Genomic DNA, 15,206 nt, shown 5'->3' on the forward strand with positions numbered 1-15,206 from the left:
GCTACTCCTGTCCCTTGGTCATGAGATACATGAGGCTTTCCTGGGTGGCCTCCTGGCGGGGTACCTCGCCGGTGATGCGTCCTTCGGAGAGTGCGTAGATGCGGTCGCACAGGCCGAGCAGCTCGGGCAGCTCAGAGGAGATCACGAGCACGGCCTTGCCCTCGTCGGCGAGCCGGTTGATGATCGTGTAGATCTCGTACTTGGCGCCGACGTCGATGCCCCGGGTGGGCTCGTCGAGGATGAGCACGTCCGGCTCGGTCATGATCCACTTCGACAGCACGACCTTCTGCTGGTTGCCGCCGCTGAGCTGGCCCACGATGCTGGCGACGCTCGGGGCCTTGATGTTCATGCTCTTGTGGAACTCCTCGGCGACCCGGTACTCCTCGTTCTCGTTCACCCAGCCGCGCTTGGCCAGGCCCTTGAGCCCGGCGGCGCTGATGTTGGTCTTGATGTCCTGGATGAGGTTGAGCCCGTAGCGCTTGCGGTCCTCGGAGGCGTACGCGATGCCGTGGTTGATCGCGTCCTGCACGTTGCGGATCTCGATCGGCTTGCCGTCCTTGAAGACCTTGCCGGAGATGTGCACCCCGTACGTGCGCCCGAACAGGCTCATCGCCAGCTCGGTGCGGCCGGCGCCCATGAGCCCGGCCAGCCCGACGATCTCGCCGCGCCGCAGCATCAGGGAGGCGCCGTCGACGACCTTGCGGTCCGGCTGGCTCGGGCTGAACACCGTCCAGTCCTCGATGCGCAGCGCCTCGTCGCCGATCGTCGGCTCGTGCGGCGGGAAGCGGTTGTCCAGCGCCCGGCCGACCATGCCCGCGATGATGCGGTCCTCGGTGACGGCGTCGGTGGCCATGTTCAGCGTCTCGATCGTGCGCCCGTCGCGGATGATCGTGACGGCGTCGGCGATCGCGGTCACCTCGTTGAGCTTGTGGGAGATGATCACGCAGGTGATGCCCTCGTCGCGCAGCCCGCGCAGCAGGTCGAGCAGGTGCGCGGAGTCGTCGTCGTTGAGCGCCGCGGTGGGCTCGTCGAGGATGAGCAGCTTCACCTTCTTCGACAGCGCCTTGGCGATCTCGACGAGCTGCTGCTTGCCCACGCCGATGTCGGAGATCGGCGTCGTCGGGTTCTCCCGCAGGCCGACCCGCTGCATCAGCTCGGCGGCCTCGTAGTTGGTGCGGTTCCAGTCGATGAAGCCGCGGCTGGCGCGCTCGTTGCCGAGGAAGATGTTCTCGGCGATCGACAGCTGCGGGCTGAGCGCCAGCTCCTGGTGGATGATGACGATGCCGGCGTGCTCGCTGTCGCGGATGCCGCCGAACTCGCAGCGCTGCCCCTCGAAGAAGATCTCGCCCTCGTAGTCCCCGTGCGGGTAGACCCCGGACAGGACCTTCATCAGCGTCGACTTCCCTGCGCCGTTCTCGCCGCAGATGGCGTGGATCTCGCCGTGCCGCACCGACAGGTTGACGTCCTGGAGTGCTTTGACGCCGGGGAACGTCTTGGTGATCCCGCTCATCCGCAAGATGTGCTCGGTCATATGCCCCTCGCGTTCAGGGAGAGCCCCTGGGAGACGGTCGTCCCCAGGGGCACGGTCCCTTACTTGAGCTGGTCCTCGGTGTAGTAGTTGCCGCCGACGATGACGTCCTTGTAGTTGCTCTTGTCGACGATCACCGGGTCGAGCAGGTACGAGGGCACGACCTTGTTGCCGTTGTCGTAGTCCTTGGTGTTGTTCACCTCGGGCTGCTGGCCCTTGAGCACGGCGTCGGCCATCTTCACCGTCTGCTCGGCGAGCTTGCGGGTGTCCTTGAAGATCGTGGAGTACTGCTCGTCGGCGATGATCGACTTCACCGACTGGAGCTCGGCGTCCTGGCCGGTCACGATCGGGTACGGCTTGCCGTAGCCGGAGCTCTTCAGCGCAGAAAGGATGCCGATGGACAGGCCGTCGTAGGGGGACAGCACGCCGTCGACCTTGGTGGAGCCCGTGTAGGTCTTGGTGATGATGTCCTCCATGCGCTTCTGCGCCGTGGCGGGGTCCCACCGCAGGATGGCGGCCTGCTTGAAGTCGGTCTGGCCGCTCTTGATCACCAGGGTGCCGTCGTCGATCTTCGGCTGGAGCACCGACATGGCGCCGTTCCAGAAGAACGTGGCGTTGTTGTCGTCGGGCGAGCCGCCGAACAGCTCGACGTTGAACGGGCCCTTCTTGCCGTCCTCGACGCCGAGGCCCTTGAGCAGGGACGTCGCCTGCTGCACGCCGACCTTGAAGTTGTCGAAGGTGGCGTAGTAGTCGACGTTGGGGCTGTTGCGGATCAGCCGGTCGTAGGCGATGACCGGGATCTTCGCGTCGGCGGCCTGCTGCAGCTGGGAGGTGATCGCGGTGCCGTCGATCGAGGCGATGATCAGGAGCTTGGCGCCCTTGGTGATCTGGTTCTCGATCTGGTTGGCCTGCGTCGGGATGTCGTTCTCGGCGTACTGGAGGTCGACCTTGTAACCGAGCTGCTCGAGCTGCTTCTTGACGTTGTCGCCGTCATGGATCCAGCGCTCGGAGGACTTGGTGGGCATCGTGACGCCGATCAGGGCGCCGGCGTTGCCTGCCGCGGCCGTTGCGGAGGCTTCGGCGTCGACGGTTTTCGTGCTCGATCCGCACGCCGTCATGGTCGCGGCGAGCGCGATGGCCGACACCACGCCCCCGATCCGTCCCAACCTCATGAGTGTCCCTTTCCATAGGGGTCGCGGCAGCGCTGGAACGCGGCTGCTGCCGGGTAAAGTGAGGAGATTCAGCCACAGAACGTGACGAATCAGAACAAAGTTCACACCTGCTTCGCCCGATTGTTATCGCTAACAAAGACTATGTCAACGCCGGGGCATAACCTGATGGTAACTTTCCAGTCGGATGCTCGGGCCCTCGCTCTCCGGCCTGACCAGGCACGACGCCTGGTCGGCCGATCGATTGGGCAGGTTTCTTTACGGTTACCCCCTCCTCACCTCCGTGTTCGTGCGGAGAACAGCCGCTGCAGGAGGATGAAGACGAAGAGCAACATGCCGATGACGATCTTCGTCCACCACGACGACAACGTCCCCTCGAAGCTGAGGACGGTCTGGATCAGGCCGAGCACGAGCACGCCGAGCACGGTCCCCAGCAGGAACCCGGTGCCACCGGTCAGCAGCGTGCCGCCGATGACCACCGCCGCGATCGCGTCCAGCTCCATGCCCACCGCGTGCAGGCCGTAGCCGGAGAGCATGTAGAACGACAGCAGCACCCCGCCGAGCGCCGAGCAGAACCCGCTGATCGTGTAGACCATGATCTTCGTCCGGCCCACCGGCAGCCCCATGAGCAGCGCCGACTGCGCGTTGCCGCCCGTCGCGTAGACCGACCGGCCGAAGCGGGTGTAGTGCAGCACGTACGCCGCCACCGCGACCACCACCACCGCGATCACCACGCTCGGGGAGATCCACAGATCGGCGAACAGATCGACCCTGGTCTGCGCGAACGCCGTGAACGTGGCGTCCCTGATCGGGATCGAGTCGGTGCCGATCGTGTAGCAGAGCCCGCGCGCCAGGAACATGCCCGCCAAGGTCACGATGAACGGCTGGATGTCGAAGGCGTGCACGATGTACCCCATCACCAGCCCGAGCCCGGCCCCGATGGCCAGCACCAGCGGCACCACGAGGTACGGCGGCCATCCGGGCCCCGACATGAGGCTGGCCGCGATCATCGTCGACAGCGCCACCACCGACCCCACCGACAGGTCGATGCCCCCCGTCAGGATCACGAACGTCATCCCCACCGCCACCACCAGCAGGAACGCGTTGTCGATGAAGACGTTCAGGATGACCTGCCCGTGCGCGAACCCCTCGTAGCGGATCCCGCCCGCCACGAACATGGCCACGAACAGGCAGCCGGTCACCAGGACCGGCAGATACTTCGCCGGCACCGGCACCCGCCCGAGCGCCGCCGTCCCGCTCATCGTGCTCATGATCTCACTCCGTCCGGCGTGCTCGTCGCCTCACTGGGTGCCGCCGCCGTGGCCGGCGGGCCCGGCGGCGCAGCCCGCCCGCGCCGCCGCATCACCTTGGCCCGGAACGCCGGCGACTGGATCAGGCAGACCGCGGTCACGACCAGCGCCTTGAACAGCAGCGTCGTCTCCGGCGGCACCCCGATCGAGTAGATGGTGGTGGTCAGCGTCTGGATGATGAGCGCGCCCAGGACGGTGCCGCCGAGCGAGAAGCGCCCGCCGGCCAGCGACGTGCCGCCGATCACCACGGCCAGGATCGCGTCCAGCTCGATCCACAGGCCCGCGTTGTTGCCGTCGGCGCTGGAGACGTTCGAGCTGATCATCAGGCCCGCGACGCCCGCGCACAGGGCGGCGAAGGCGTAGACCATGACGATGATGCCGCGCGACCTGATGCCCGCCAGCCTGCTCGCCTCGGCGTTGCCGCCGACCGACTCGATCAGCATGCCGAGCGCCAGCCGCCTGGTCAGGAACGCGGTGATCGCGAGCACCGCCACCACGATGAGGATGCCGAACGGCACGGTCAGGAAGTAGCCGCCGCCGATCACCTTGTACGCGGGGCTGTTGACGGTGATGATCTGCCCGTCGGTGATGAGCTGGGCCAGCCCGCGCCCGGCCACCATGAGGATCAGCGTGGCGATGATCGGCTGGATGCCGATGCCGGCGACCAGGAACCCGTTCCACACCCCGAGCACCAGGCACAGCCCGAGCGCCAGCGCCACCGCGGTGAACAGGCTCGCCTCCTCGCTGATGAGCAGGCAGGCCAGCGCGCCCGAGATGGCCACCACCGAGCCGACCGACAGGTCGATGCCGCCGGTCGCGATGACCAGCGTCATGCCGAGCGAGACCAGGATGAGCGGCGCGCCGAAGCGCAGGATGTCGATCAGGCTGCCGTACAGGTGGCCGTCCTTGACCTCGATCGAGAAGAAGCCGGGCGTGAAGAACACGTTCAGCGCCAGCAGCAGGACCAGCACCACGACCGGCCACATCAGGCGTCTCATGAGGCCCGGCCTCCGCTCGCGATCGTCTCCATCAGCACGTCGGTGGTCAGCTCGGCGTCGTTGGGCAGCTCGGCCACCAGCCGGCGGTCACGCAGCACCTCGACCTTGTGGCTGAGCCGCAGCACCTCCTCCAGCTCCGCCGAGATGAACAGCACCGCCATCCCGCCGTCCGACAGCTCCGCCACCAGGCGCTGGATCTCGGTCTTCGCGCCGACGTCGATGCCGCGGGTCGGCTCGTCGAGGATGAGCAGCCTGGGCTCCAAAATCAGCCACCTCGCCAGCACCACCTTCTGCTGGTTGCCGCCGCTGAGGTCGCGGACCAGGTGCTCGGGGTTGGGCGGGCTGATGTTGAGCGCCTTGATGTACCTGCCGACCAGCTCGTCCTGCTGGTCGCGGGGCACCGGCCTGGTCCAGCCCCTGGTGGCCTGCAGGGCCAGGATGATGTTCTCGCGGACGGTGAGGTCGGGGATCAGGCCGTCGGTCTTGCGGTTCTCCGAGCAGAACGCGATGTTGTGGGTCATCGCCGTGCGCGGCGTGCGTAAGGACGCCGGTGCGCCGCCGACCGCGATCTCGCCCGTGCTCGCGTGGTCGGCGCCGAACAGCAGCCGGGCGATCTCCGTACGGCCGGAGCCGAGCAGCCCGGCCAGCCCCACCACCTCGCCTTCGTGGATGGTCAGGCTGAACGGCTCGATCGCCCCGGTACGCCCCAGCTCGCGCGCCTCGACCAGCGGCGTGTCGGACACCGTGGCCGTGCCGTGCAGCCGCTCCAGCGCGGCCAGCTCCTTGCCGATCATCTTCGCGACCAGCTCGACCTGCGGCAGCTCGCGGGTGGCGTACTCGCCGACCAGCCGGCCGTTGCGCAGGATCGTCATGCGGTCGGAGATCTCGTAGATCTGGTCGAGGAAGTGCGAGACGAACAGGATCGCGATGCCCTCCTCCTTCAGCCGCCGCATCACCCTGAACAGCTGGCGCACCTCGTCGGCGTCGAGGCTGGAGGTCGGCTCGTCCAGGATCAGCACCCGCGCGTCGATGTCGATCGCCCGCGCGATCGCCACCATCTGCTGGACGGCCAGCGAGTACGACGACAGCGGCGCCGCCACGTCCAGCTCCAGCTCCAGCCGGGCCAGCAGCTCACCCGCGCGGGCCCGCATGCGCCGCCAGTCGATGCGGCCGAGGCGGCGCGGCTCCCTGCCGAGCAGGATGTTCTCGGCCACGGACAGATTCGTGCAGAGGTTGACCTCCTGGTAGACCGTGCTGATGCCGGCCTGCTGCGCCTCCAGCGGGCTGGCGAACGCCACCGGCGCCCCGCCCAGCTCGATCGTGCCGGCGTCGGCGGCGTACACGCCGGTGAGCACCTTGATCAGGGTGGACTTGCCCGCCCCGTTCTCGCCCATCAGCGCGTGCACCTCGCCGGGCAGCAGCCGCAGGTTCACGCCGTCCAGGGCCGTCACCCCCGGAAACCTCTTGCCGATCCCGCTCATCGTCAGGACCGGCGCGGGTACGGCCATGTGCCTTTCCCCTTCCGTTGGGGCGGCGGCCCGGGCGCCTGCTCCGGGCCGCCGCTCGTCGTCGTCACGCCCTGCGGGTCAGTACTGGCGGGAGGGCAGCGCCTCCTTGGCCTGCTCCTGGGTGAACGTGGTCTCCTCTGTCACCACCCGGGTCGGCACCTCCTCGCCCGCGACGACCTTCTTGGCGAGGTCCATGAGCTGCGGGCCGAGCAGCGGCGAGCACTCGACGATGTAGTTGATCTTGCCGTCGGCGAGCGCCTGCATGCCGTCCTTCACGGCGTCCACGGTGATGATCTTGATGTCCTTGCCGGGCACCTTGCCCGCGCCTTCGATCGCCTCGATGGCGCCGAGTCCCATGTCGTCGTTGTGGGCGTAGAGGACGTCGATGTCGGGGTTGGACTTCAGGAAGGCCTCCATGACCTCCTTGCCCTTGGCCCTGGTGAAGTCGCCGGTCTGCGAGGCGATGATCTTGAACTTCGCGTCGGCCTGGATGACCTCGGCGAAGCCGGCCTTGCGGTCGTTGGCCGGGGCCGAGCCGGTCGTGCCCTGCAGCTCGACGATGTTCACGGTGTCGGAGGAGTCCTTGTACTCCTCGACCAGCCACTGGCCGGCCTTCTTGCCCTCCTCGATGAAGTCGGAGCCGAGGAAGCTCTTGTAGAGGGAGGTGTCCTGGGAGTCGACCGCGCGGTCGGTCAGGATGACCGGGATCTTCGCGTTCTTGGCCTCGTTGAGCACGGGGTCCCAGCCCGACTCCACCACCGGCGAGAAGGCGATCACGTCCACCCGCTGCTGGATGAACGAGCGGATCGCCTTGATCTGGTTCTCCTGCTTCTGCTGGGCGTCGGAGAACTTGAGCTCGATGCCCGCCGCCTTCGCCGACTCCTGGACGGACTTGGTGTTGGCGGTGCGCCAGCCGCTTTCCGCGCCGACCTGGGAGAAGCCCATGACGATCGTGTCGTCCGTCCCGCCACCGGCACCCGCGTCGCCACCGGTGCCGCCGCCGCCCTCGCTGCCGCACGACGCCACCGCGAACGCGGTGAGTCCGGCGAGCACCAGCGCCGAGATCCTTCTTAACACGTGGGGGGTTCCTTTCGATGTGAGCGCTAACAAGCCCGGTTGGGCGCCAGCGCGTCCTGCCTTTCCACAGCTCGCTCAGGCCGGAGGGGCCGTACTGGCCCTGGCCACGAACGAGGGCGGCACCACGAGCCGCTCCCGCTGGTCGAGGCCGCCTTTGAGCTGCCGTACCAGCACCTCGATGCTGTGCCTTCCCACCGCGCCGAAGTCCTGTCTGATGGTCGTGAGCGGCGGGGAGAAGTACGCCGACTCGGGCACGTCGTCGAAGCCGACCACACTCACCTGCTCGGGCACTCTCACCCCCTGCTCACTGAACGCCCGCAGCACGCCGAGCGCCATCTGGTCGTTGGCGACGAAGACCGCCGTGACGTTCCTCATGCTCGCCAGGCCGCGGCCCGCCTCGTAGCCCGATCGCGGGCTCCAGTCACCGGCGAGCGGCCGCGGGACCTCGCGGCCCGCCTCCTCCAGCGCGGCCCGCCACCCGGCCACCCGCCCTTCCGCCTCCAGCCAGTCGGAGGGACCTCCGACGTGCCAGACCGTCTCGTGGCCGAGCGCGAGCAGCTGCTCGGTGGCGAGCCTGCCGCCCGCGACCTGGTCGACGCAGACCACCGACACCTCGCCGGCCTGCCCGCCCTCGACGGCGACCGTGGGGATGCCGGACGGCAGGTCGGCCAGCGCCTGGGCGGCCGAGCGCTGCGGCGCGACCACCACGGCGCCGTCCACGCCCTGGTCGGCCAGGTAGTCGAGGGCGTCGCGGACGCCGGCCCTGTCGATCGAGGTGAGGCTGACGATGCTGACGAAGTAGCCGGCCGCCCTGGCCGCCTGCTCGATGCCGTAGACGGTGCTGGCCGGGCCGTACAGGGTGGTGTCGAAGCTGACCACGCCGAGCGTCCTGGAGTGCTTGGTGACCAGGGCTCGGGCGACGAGGTTACGGCGGTAGCCGAGCTTGTCGATGGCCTGGAGCACCCGCGTACGGGTCTCGCTGCGGACGTTCGGATGGTCGTTGAGCACGCGTGAGACGGTCTGATGCGACACGCCGGCCTCTCTGGCCACGTCGGCCATGACCGGCAGGCGGCGCCCCAGGGTGGATCTCACGGCCGTGCTCCTTTCCTGGCTTGGCCCCGACTGTGAACGCTCACAATCCCTTCCGTCAAGGGCTCGCCGGATTACGGTCGGGTTACACAGCCGCCTCTTGACGCCCCTGGTCGGACGTCCCTAACGTGGCGCCGATCGCGCTTGTTAACGCTCACTTCCGTGTTAACGCTAACAACCCGTGAGGAGCCCCCCGCTCATGTCGCGCATCATCCTGTCGGCCCTGCTCGTGGCCGCTTCCCTGGTGGCGCCCGCCCGTGCGCCCGCCGAACCCGCCTTACCCGACGGCGCCGTCGTGGACGAGTTCGACGGCACCACGCTCGGCCCCGACTGGAGCGTGCTGTCCCCCGACGACTCCCGCTGGAGCCTGTCCGGCGGCGCCCTGCACCTCGACACCTCCACCGGCGACACCCACCAGGCCACCAACACCGCGCGCAACCTCTTCCTCGTCGACGTCCCCGACGGCGACTTCGAGGTGGTGACCCGGCTCAGCGCCCCCGTGGCGCTCGACTACCAGAGCGCGGGCCTGCTGGCCTGGCAGGACTGGGACAACTACGTGCGCGCCGGGCTCGCCCACGTCGGCTTCGAAGGCGGCCCGGTCATCGAGACGGCCACCGAGGTCGGCGCCGCCTTCACCTCCGCCTTCTCGCCCCGGCCCGGCTCCACCGCCGAGGTGCTCAAGCTGGCGCGCACCGGCGACGCGTTCGTCTCCTCCTACTGGGACGGCGCCGCGTGGGTGGAGGCGTCCAGGATGACCGCCCGGCTCGCGGTCGGGCAGGTCGGGCTGTTCGGGCTCTCGGCCCAGAACGGCACCTCCATGCGGGTGGGCTTCGACTACTTCGCGATCAAGGCGGCTCCCGGCCGGGCAGTGGTGCCGGAGGGGACGTTCACGCTGCGGGCGGCGGAGCGGCCGTACCTGACGGCCGAGCGCTCGGGCGCGGTGCGCGCCTCGGCGTCGGCGGGCATGACGAGCCTGGCCTTCACCGCCGAGCCGAGCGGCGACGGCGTCAGGCTCAAGGACGTGGCCGGCGGGAAGTACCTGGAGGCGGCGGCCAAGGTGCGCCTGTCCGCCCAGGGCTCGGTCTTCAAGCTCACCGACGCGGGCGGCGGCAAGGTCACGCTCACCTCGGGCGATCGCGCCGTCGCCGTCAGCGGCGGCGCGCTCGTCATGGGCACGCCGCCCGCCAAGTTCCGCGTCGAGGGGTACACCACCGGCGAGCTGACCGTGGACACCCGGGCCAAGGGCACGAAGGTCAGCCCCGACCTGTACGGCGTCTTCTACGAGGACATCAACCACGCCGCCGACGGCGGCCTGTACGCCGAGCTGGTGCAGAACCGCTCGTTCGAGTTCAACGCGACCGACGAGCCCACCTACACGGGACTGACCGCCTGGAGCAAGGCCGAGCGCGGCGCCACCGCCGCCCTGGCCGTCACCGGCGACCGCCCGCTCAACGCGAACAACCGCAACTACCTGCGCCTCGACGTGACCGGGACGGGCACTGCCGGGGTGAGCAACGCCGGCTTCAACCGGGGCCTGCCGCTGCGCGAGGGCGAGCGCTACGACCTGTCGCTGTGGGCCAGGCGCAGCGAGCCGGGCACGCTCACGGTGACCGCCGAGGACGGCACGACGGTGCTGGGCCGGGCCACCGTCCGGGTGAAGGCGGGCGGCTGGGCCGAGTACCGGGCGTCGTTCACCGCCTCCGCCACGACCGACGCGGGGCGGCTCGTCGTGCAGGCGCCCGCCGGGCGGACCGACCTCGACATGGTCTCGCTGTTCCCGCGCGAGACGTACAAGGGGCACGGGATGCGGGCCGACCTGGCGAAGCTGATCGCCGACCTCGAACCGCGGTTCCTGCGCTTCCCCGGCGGCTGCGTGACGAACGTCGGCACCTACGACCCGTACGCGGAGACCGGCGACCGGCGCCGCATCTACCAGTGGAAAGAGACGATCGGCCCGGTCGAGGAGCGGCCGACCAACTTCAACTTCTGGGGCTACAACCAGAGCTACGGCCTCGGCTACTACGAGTACTTCCAGTTCGCCGAGGACATCGGGGCGAAGGCGCTGCCGGTGCTGTCGGTCGGCGTCAACGGCTGCGGCGAGAACCGTCCGCTCACCGACGAGGCCAAGCTGGCCCGCTGGGTGCAGGACACGCTCGACCTCATCGAGTTCGCCAACGGCCCCGCCACCTCCACCTGGGGGAAGAAGCGGGCCGAGATGGGGCATCCGAAGCCGTTCGGCCTGGAGTACATCGGGCTCGGCAACGAGGAGATCTACGAGGAGTTCTTCACCCACTATCCGAAGTTCGCCGCCGCGATCAGGGCGAAGCATCCCGACATCACGATCATCAGTAACTCGGGACAGACCTCGCAGGGCGCCTGGTTCGACCGGATGTGGCAGTTCGCCCGCGACCAGAAGGCCGACCTCGTCGACGAGCACTACTACAACAACCCCGACTGGTTCCTCGCCAACAACCACCGCTATGACTCCTACGACCGCGAGGGGCCGCAGGTGTTCGTGGGCGAGTACGCCTCCCGGGGCAACACCTTCTACAACGCGCTGAGCGAGGCGTCGTACCTGACGGGCATCGAGCGCAACTCCGACGTGGTGAAGCTGGCGTCGTACGCGCCGCTGCTGGCCAACGTCGACTACGTGGACTGGTCGCCCGACCTCATCTGGTTCGACAACGACCAGGCGTACGGCTCGCCCAGCTACCACGTGCAGCGCCTGTTCGCCACGAACGTCGGCGACCGGGTCGTGCCCAGCAGGTTCGAGGGCGAGCCGCGGCCGGTCGAGGACATCAGGGGCGCCGTCGGGCTGGGCGCGTGGAACACCGCGGTCCGCTACGACGACGTCAAGGTCACCGCCGCCGACGGCACCGTGCTGCTGGCGGACGACTTCTCGGCCGGCGCCGGCCGCTGGTCGCCGGGGCTCGGCACGTGGGCGGTGCAGGACGGCGCGTACGTCCAGACCGCGCAGGTCGAGGACGCCAGGTCCACGGCCGGCTCTGCCGACTGGTCGAACTACACGATCGAGGTGACGGCACGCAAGACCGCCGGCGCCGAGGGCTTCCTGATCATGTTCGGGGCCCGCGACAGCGGCAACTTCTACTGGTGGAACGTCGGCGGCTGGAACAACACCCAGTCCGCCGTCGAGAAGGCGGTCAACGGCGGCAAGTCGTCCATCGCCACCTCCTCCACCACCGTCGGGACCGGCCGCGACTACCACCTGAAGGTGCAGGTCAGCGGGCGCACGATCACGACCTGGCTGGACGGCGAGAAGGTCAACGAGTTCGTCGACGCCTCCCGGGTGGAGCCGCTCTACCAGGTGGTCTCCAGGGACGGGAAGTCGATCACGCTCAAGGTCGTCAACGCGCAGGACAGTGCCGTACGCGGGAGCGTGGACCTCGGCTCGGCCCGGCTCCGCCCGTCGGCCACCGTGACGACGCTGACCGGGTCGCCCTCCGACGTCAACTCCCTGTCCGACCCCGACCGCGTCTCGCCGCGGCGGCAGCGGGTGAACGGCTTCTCCTCGGCCTTCACCTACGACTTCCCGGCGTACTCGGTGACGTTCATCGAGCTCACCGAACGGTGACCGTGCGGGGACGGGCCCCCTGGGCCCAGGGGGCCCGTCCCCGCTCACGGCACGACGCGGTAGTGCGTGGTCATCCTGGCGCCGTCGAACACGTGGAAGGCGATCAGCGGCGGCAGGGCGTAGTCGATGGCCTCGGCGAAGCTGACGCCGCCCTCCCAGGGCAGCTTCAGCGTGGACACCACGCCGCCGCCCACCAGCAGCGGCCGGCCCGCGAACGTGGTGGCGGCGGCCGTATGCGCGTGGCCCACCAGCACGGCGGGCACGTTCGGGTGCTCGGCGAGCAGCGCCTCGAGGCGGTCCGTCCTGTGCATCCTGATGCCGTCGATGCCAGGGCCGTGCAGCATGACCGGCGGGTGGTGGAAGGCCACGAACACCGGCAGTCCGCCGCTGCCCGCCAGCACGCCCGCGAGCCAGTCGAGCGTCTCGTCCTCCAGGTGGCCCGCCGCCTCGCCGGGGATGGAGGAGTCGCACATCGCGTAGATCGCGTTCGGGGTGCGCAGCACCTGGTTGACCGGCCGGTCGTCGGCCGGCCGGTCCAGCAGGACGCGGCGGAACTCGGCGCGCACGTCGTGGTTGCCCGGGCCGATCAGGACGGGGTGGCGGGAGGTGAGCAGCTTGGCGGCGCTCTCGTACTCCTCGGCCGTCCCGTGGTCGGCGATGTCGCCGGTGACCAGCACGGCGTCGAGGTCGGCGGGCAGCGCGTCGAGGTAACGCATGACCGCCGCCGTACGGGTGACGGTCTCGGCCGTGGCGCCGATGTGGACGTCGCTCAGATGCGCTAGCACGATCATGTCGGTGGCCCCTTCTCCAAGTCCTGCTCATAACGTAGACCGAGCCCGCGGGCGGGCTCAGAGCCACTTCCGCGTGCGTACGCGCGACCAGTCCGGGAACCCGGCCGCCGTTCCGGACGTTCTTCCGACTGAGCGCATGACGGTGGAGGAGGGACAGTGGGCTGGCACTACAGCAAGTCGGTCAAAGTTGGTCCGTTCCGGATCAACCTCTCGCGGCGCGGCATCGGCCACAGCTTCGGCGGCCGCCGCTTCCATGTCTCGACCACCCCCGACGGCCGCCGTCACGTGTCGGTGCACCTGCCCGGCGGCTTCCACCTCGGCAAGACGTTCGGCGGCCGGCGCCGCCACCACCGCTACTGACCCTCGGCGGTCCTCGTGACCGCTTGTCATAGAAACGGGCCGGAGGCTTATACCTCCGGCCCGCCCTTTTCTCACCGGCCCCTTTCTCACCGGCCCCTTTCTCACCGGCCCCTTTCTCACCGGCCCCTTTCTCACCGGTCAGGGGGCGTAGCGGGCGACGAGTTCGGCCCCGATGCGGGCCAGCTCCGTCCTGACCTCCTCGGGCTCCACCACCTCGGCCCGCGCGCCCCACCCGGCGAGCTGCTCGGCGAGCGTCACGGCCATCGGCGCCGCCACCCGCACCCTGGCCCGCCCGTCCTCCTCCTCGCCGACGACCTCGCAGTGCCGCCCGAACCTGTCCCGCAGGATCGGGACGAACCGCGCCGCGATGAGCACGATGGCCGCGACCGTCGAGCGCCGCCGTTCCATCTCCTCGACGACCTCCTGCCAGGCGGATCCCGCCGCGAAGTCATCGGGCCGCTCGAACTCCTCCTCCGTCGGCTCGGCCCCGGTGATCCGGTCCACCCGGAAGGTCCGCCGGCCGCGCGCGGTGCCGGCCAGCAGGTACCAGACGCCGTCCTTGTCCACCAGCCCGTACGGATCGACCAGCCCGTACGGATCGACCAGCCGCTCGCTGCGCCCGTCCCGCCCGTCGTACGCCAGCCTGACCCGGCGCCGCCGTACGGTGGCTTCCCGCAGCACCCGCACCGCGGCGGGCGGCTCCTTCCCGGTCGCGCCCCAGCGGGCGGGATCGACCACGACCGCGCTCGCCGCCGCCTCCGCGTCCTCCCTGAACGTCGCGGGCAGCGCCCGCAGCAGCTTGCGCAGCGCCGAGCGCACCTCGGGCGTCGCGGGCGCGGCGGGCCCGGCGAGCAGGAACAGCGCCTGGGCCTCGGAGGAGGACAACCCGCTCAGGTCGGTACGCGCACCGCCCAGCAGCCGCCACCCGCCGCCCCGCCCCGCCTGGGGATAGACGGGTACGCCCGCCGCCGACAGCGCCTCCAGGTCGCGGCGCGCGGTGGCCACCGACACCTCCAGCTCCTCGGCCAGCTCCGCCGCGGTCACCCTGCCGCGCGCCTGCATGAGCAGCAGCGCGGCCACCAGTCGATCGGCTCGCATGTCACCGATTCTCTCCGGAAAAGTAGTCAGGAGATGAGCACTTTCCCGGAGCATCCTGGTCTTCGTACCAGCAACCGGAAGGACACCGACATGCTTCGCGGATTCGCCACCTTGACGTTCTGGGCCGCCGACCACGAGGCCGCGCAGGCGTGGTACACCGAGTTCCTCGGCGTCGAGCCGTACTACCGCCGCCCCGGATACGTCGAGTTCCGCCTGGGCGACTACCAGCACGAGTTCGGCATCATCGACGGCCGCTACGCCCCGCCCGGCACGACCGGGCAGCCGGCGGGCGCCATCATGTACTGGCACGTGGACGACCTGGAGGCCACGGTGGAGCGGCTGCTCAGCATGGGCGCCAAGGAGCACCAGCCGATCAGGGAGCAGGGCGACGGCTCCGGCTTCGTCACGGCCTCGATGGTGGACCCGTTCGGCAACGTGCTCGGCGTCATGCGGAACCCGCACTACCTGGCCGTGCTCGACGGCCGCTGAGCAGCCCCCCGGAAACGCGGAACGCCCCGCCATCAGGCGGGGCGCTGCTCGAAATCCTGTGGAGCTATGGGGATTCGAACCCCAGACCTCCTCCATGCCATGGAGGCGCGCTACCAACTGCGCCATAGCCCCTTGCGATCAACAAGTGTAACGGAGGTTCGGAGCCCTCGTGTCACGTCGCGCCTGTGTGGTACGTC

At 69.4% G+C, this 15,206-nt stretch carries 12 protein-coding genes and 1 tRNA gene; 3 read left to right on the forward strand and 10 right to left on the reverse strand.

Features of this window, described 5'->3' with window-relative positions; all coding sequences use genetic code 11:
• Position 1 precedes the first annotated feature (1 nt).
• The 7 genes from mmsA to AB0K12_RS09850 form a co-directional block, all read right to left on the reverse strand.
• Positions 2 to 1,531, reverse strand: a complete 1,530-nt coding sequence (gene mmsA, locus AB0K12_RS09820; RefSeq protein WP_364557553.1) for a multiple monosaccharide ABC transporter ATP-binding protein — start codon at positions 1,529 to 1,531, stop codon at positions 2 to 4.
• 59 nt (positions 1,532 to 1,590) lie between these two features.
• The gene (chvE, locus tag AB0K12_RS09825; protein ID WP_364557556.1) at positions 1,591 to 2,700 is read right to left on the reverse strand and encodes a multiple monosaccharide ABC transporter substrate-binding protein; all 1,110 of its coding nucleotides are present in this window, start codon (positions 2,698 to 2,700) and stop codon (positions 1,591 to 1,593) included.
• Positions 2,701 to 2,972: 272 nt separating this feature from the next.
• A complete protein-coding gene (yjfF, locus tag AB0K12_RS09830; RefSeq protein ID WP_364557559.1) occupies positions 2,973 to 3,968 on the reverse strand; it encodes a galactofuranose ABC transporter, permease protein YjfF in 996 nt (331 codons plus the stop codon).
• On the reverse strand, positions 3,965 to 5,005 hold the full coding sequence (locus tag AB0K12_RS09835; RefSeq protein ID WP_364557562.1) for an ABC transporter permease: 1,041 nt from the start codon (positions 5,003 to 5,005) through the stop codon (positions 3,965 to 3,967). Before AB0K12_RS09835 ends, yjfF begins: the two co-directional genes overlap by 4 nt.
• Entirely contained in the window at positions 5,002 to 6,513 is a 1,512-nt protein-coding gene (locus tag AB0K12_RS09840; RefSeq protein WP_364557565.1) for a sugar ABC transporter ATP-binding protein, read from the reverse strand. Before AB0K12_RS09840 ends, AB0K12_RS09835 begins: the two co-directional genes overlap by 4 nt.
• Before the next feature lie 78 nt (positions 6,514 to 6,591).
• Positions 6,592 to 7,590, reverse strand: a complete 999-nt coding sequence (locus AB0K12_RS09845; RefSeq protein ID WP_364557568.1) for an ABC transporter substrate-binding protein — start codon at positions 7,588 to 7,590, stop codon at positions 6,592 to 6,594.
• Positions 7,591 to 7,665: 75 nt separating this feature from the next.
• Positions 7,666 to 8,649, reverse strand: coding sequence for a LacI family DNA-binding transcriptional regulator (locus AB0K12_RS09850; protein ID WP_364557775.1), 984 nt, complete (start codon positions 8,647 to 8,649; stop codon positions 7,666 to 7,668).
• A 229-nt stretch (positions 8,650 to 8,878) separates the two neighbouring features.
• On the opposite strand from AB0K12_RS09850, the gene AB0K12_RS09855 reads away from it, so the two are divergent.
• Positions 8,879 to 12,271, forward strand: coding sequence for an alpha-L-arabinofuranosidase C-terminal domain-containing protein (locus AB0K12_RS09855; RefSeq protein WP_364557571.1), 3,393 nt, complete (start codon positions 8,879 to 8,881; stop codon positions 12,269 to 12,271).
• 44 nt (positions 12,272 to 12,315) lie between these two features.
• Here AB0K12_RS09855 and AB0K12_RS09860 read toward each other — a convergent pair whose 3' ends face one another.
• Entirely contained in the window at positions 12,316 to 13,062 is a 747-nt protein-coding gene (locus AB0K12_RS09860; protein WP_364557574.1) for a metallophosphoesterase, read from the reverse strand.
• Between the two features lie 156 nt (positions 13,063 to 13,218).
• On the opposite strand from AB0K12_RS09860, the gene AB0K12_RS09865 reads away from it, so the two are divergent.
• Complete coding sequence (locus AB0K12_RS09865; protein WP_364557577.1) at positions 13,219 to 13,422, forward strand: DUF4236 domain-containing protein; 204 nt, start codon at positions 13,219 to 13,221, stop codon at positions 13,420 to 13,422.
• Positions 13,423 to 13,560: 138 nt separating this feature from the next.
• On the opposite strand, the gene AB0K12_RS09870 is transcribed toward AB0K12_RS09865, so the two are convergent.
• The gene (locus AB0K12_RS09870; RefSeq protein WP_364557580.1) at positions 13,561 to 14,520 is read right to left on the reverse strand and encodes a WYL domain-containing protein; all 960 of its coding nucleotides are present in this window, start codon (positions 14,518 to 14,520) and stop codon (positions 13,561 to 13,563) included.
• A gap of 90 nt (positions 14,521 to 14,610) precedes the next feature.
• Between AB0K12_RS09870 and AB0K12_RS09875 the strand changes: the two genes are divergently transcribed.
• Entirely contained in the window at positions 14,611 to 15,009 is a 399-nt protein-coding gene (locus AB0K12_RS09875; RefSeq protein WP_364557583.1) for a VOC family protein, read from the forward strand.
• Between the two features lie 59 nt (positions 15,010 to 15,068).
• Here the strand turns inward: AB0K12_RS09875 and AB0K12_RS09880 are convergent.
• Positions 15,069 to 15,141 (reverse strand) — tRNA-Ala (locus tag AB0K12_RS09880).
• Positions 15,142 to 15,206 lie beyond the last annotated feature (65 nt).

Origin of the sequence: Nonomuraea sp. NPDC049419, assembly GCF_040676995.1 — a bacterium.
GTDB lineage: Bacteria > Actinomycetota > Actinomycetes > Streptosporangiales > Streptosporangiaceae > Nonomuraea > Nonomuraea salmonea.

What these genes read in the sequence shown, in the direction of transcription:
- mmsA (WP_364557553.1), bottom strand. Translation starts at nt 1,531, where the DNA reads ATGACCGAGCACATCTTGCGGATGAGCGGGATCACCAAGACGTTCCCC.
- chvE (WP_364557556.1), bottom strand. Translation starts at nt 2,700, where the DNA reads ATGAGGTTGGGACGGATCGGGGGCGTGGTGTCGGCCATCGCGCTCGCC.
- yjfF (WP_364557559.1), bottom strand. Translation starts at nt 3,968, where the DNA reads ATGAGCACGATGAGCGGGACGGCGGCGCTCGGGCGGGTGCCGGTGCCG.
- AB0K12_RS09835 (WP_364557562.1), bottom strand. Translation starts at nt 5,005, where the DNA reads ATGAGACGCCTGATGTGGCCGGTCGTGGTGCTGGTCCTGCTGCTGGCG.
- AB0K12_RS09840 (WP_364557565.1), bottom strand. Translation starts at nt 6,513, where the DNA reads ATGGCCGTACCCGCGCCGGTCCTGACGATGAGCGGGATCGGCAAGAGG.
- AB0K12_RS09850 (WP_364557775.1), bottom strand. Translation starts at nt 8,649, where the DNA reads ATGGCCGACGTGGCCAGAGAGGCCGGCGTGTCGCATCAGACCGTCTCA.
- AB0K12_RS09855 (WP_364557571.1), top strand. Translation starts at nt 8,879, where the DNA reads ATGTCGCGCATCATCCTGTCGGCCCTGCTCGTGGCCGCTTCCCTGGTG.
- AB0K12_RS09860 (WP_364557574.1), bottom strand. Translation starts at nt 13,062, where the DNA reads ATGATCGTGCTAGCGCATCTGAGCGACGTCCACATCGGCGCCACGGCC.
- AB0K12_RS09870 (WP_364557580.1), bottom strand. Translation starts at nt 14,520, where the DNA reads ATGCGAGCCGATCGACTGGTGGCCGCGCTGCTGCTCATGCAGGCGCGC.
- AB0K12_RS09875 (WP_364557583.1), top strand. Translation starts at nt 14,611, where the DNA reads ATGCTTCGCGGATTCGCCACCTTGACGTTCTGGGCCGCCGACCACGAG.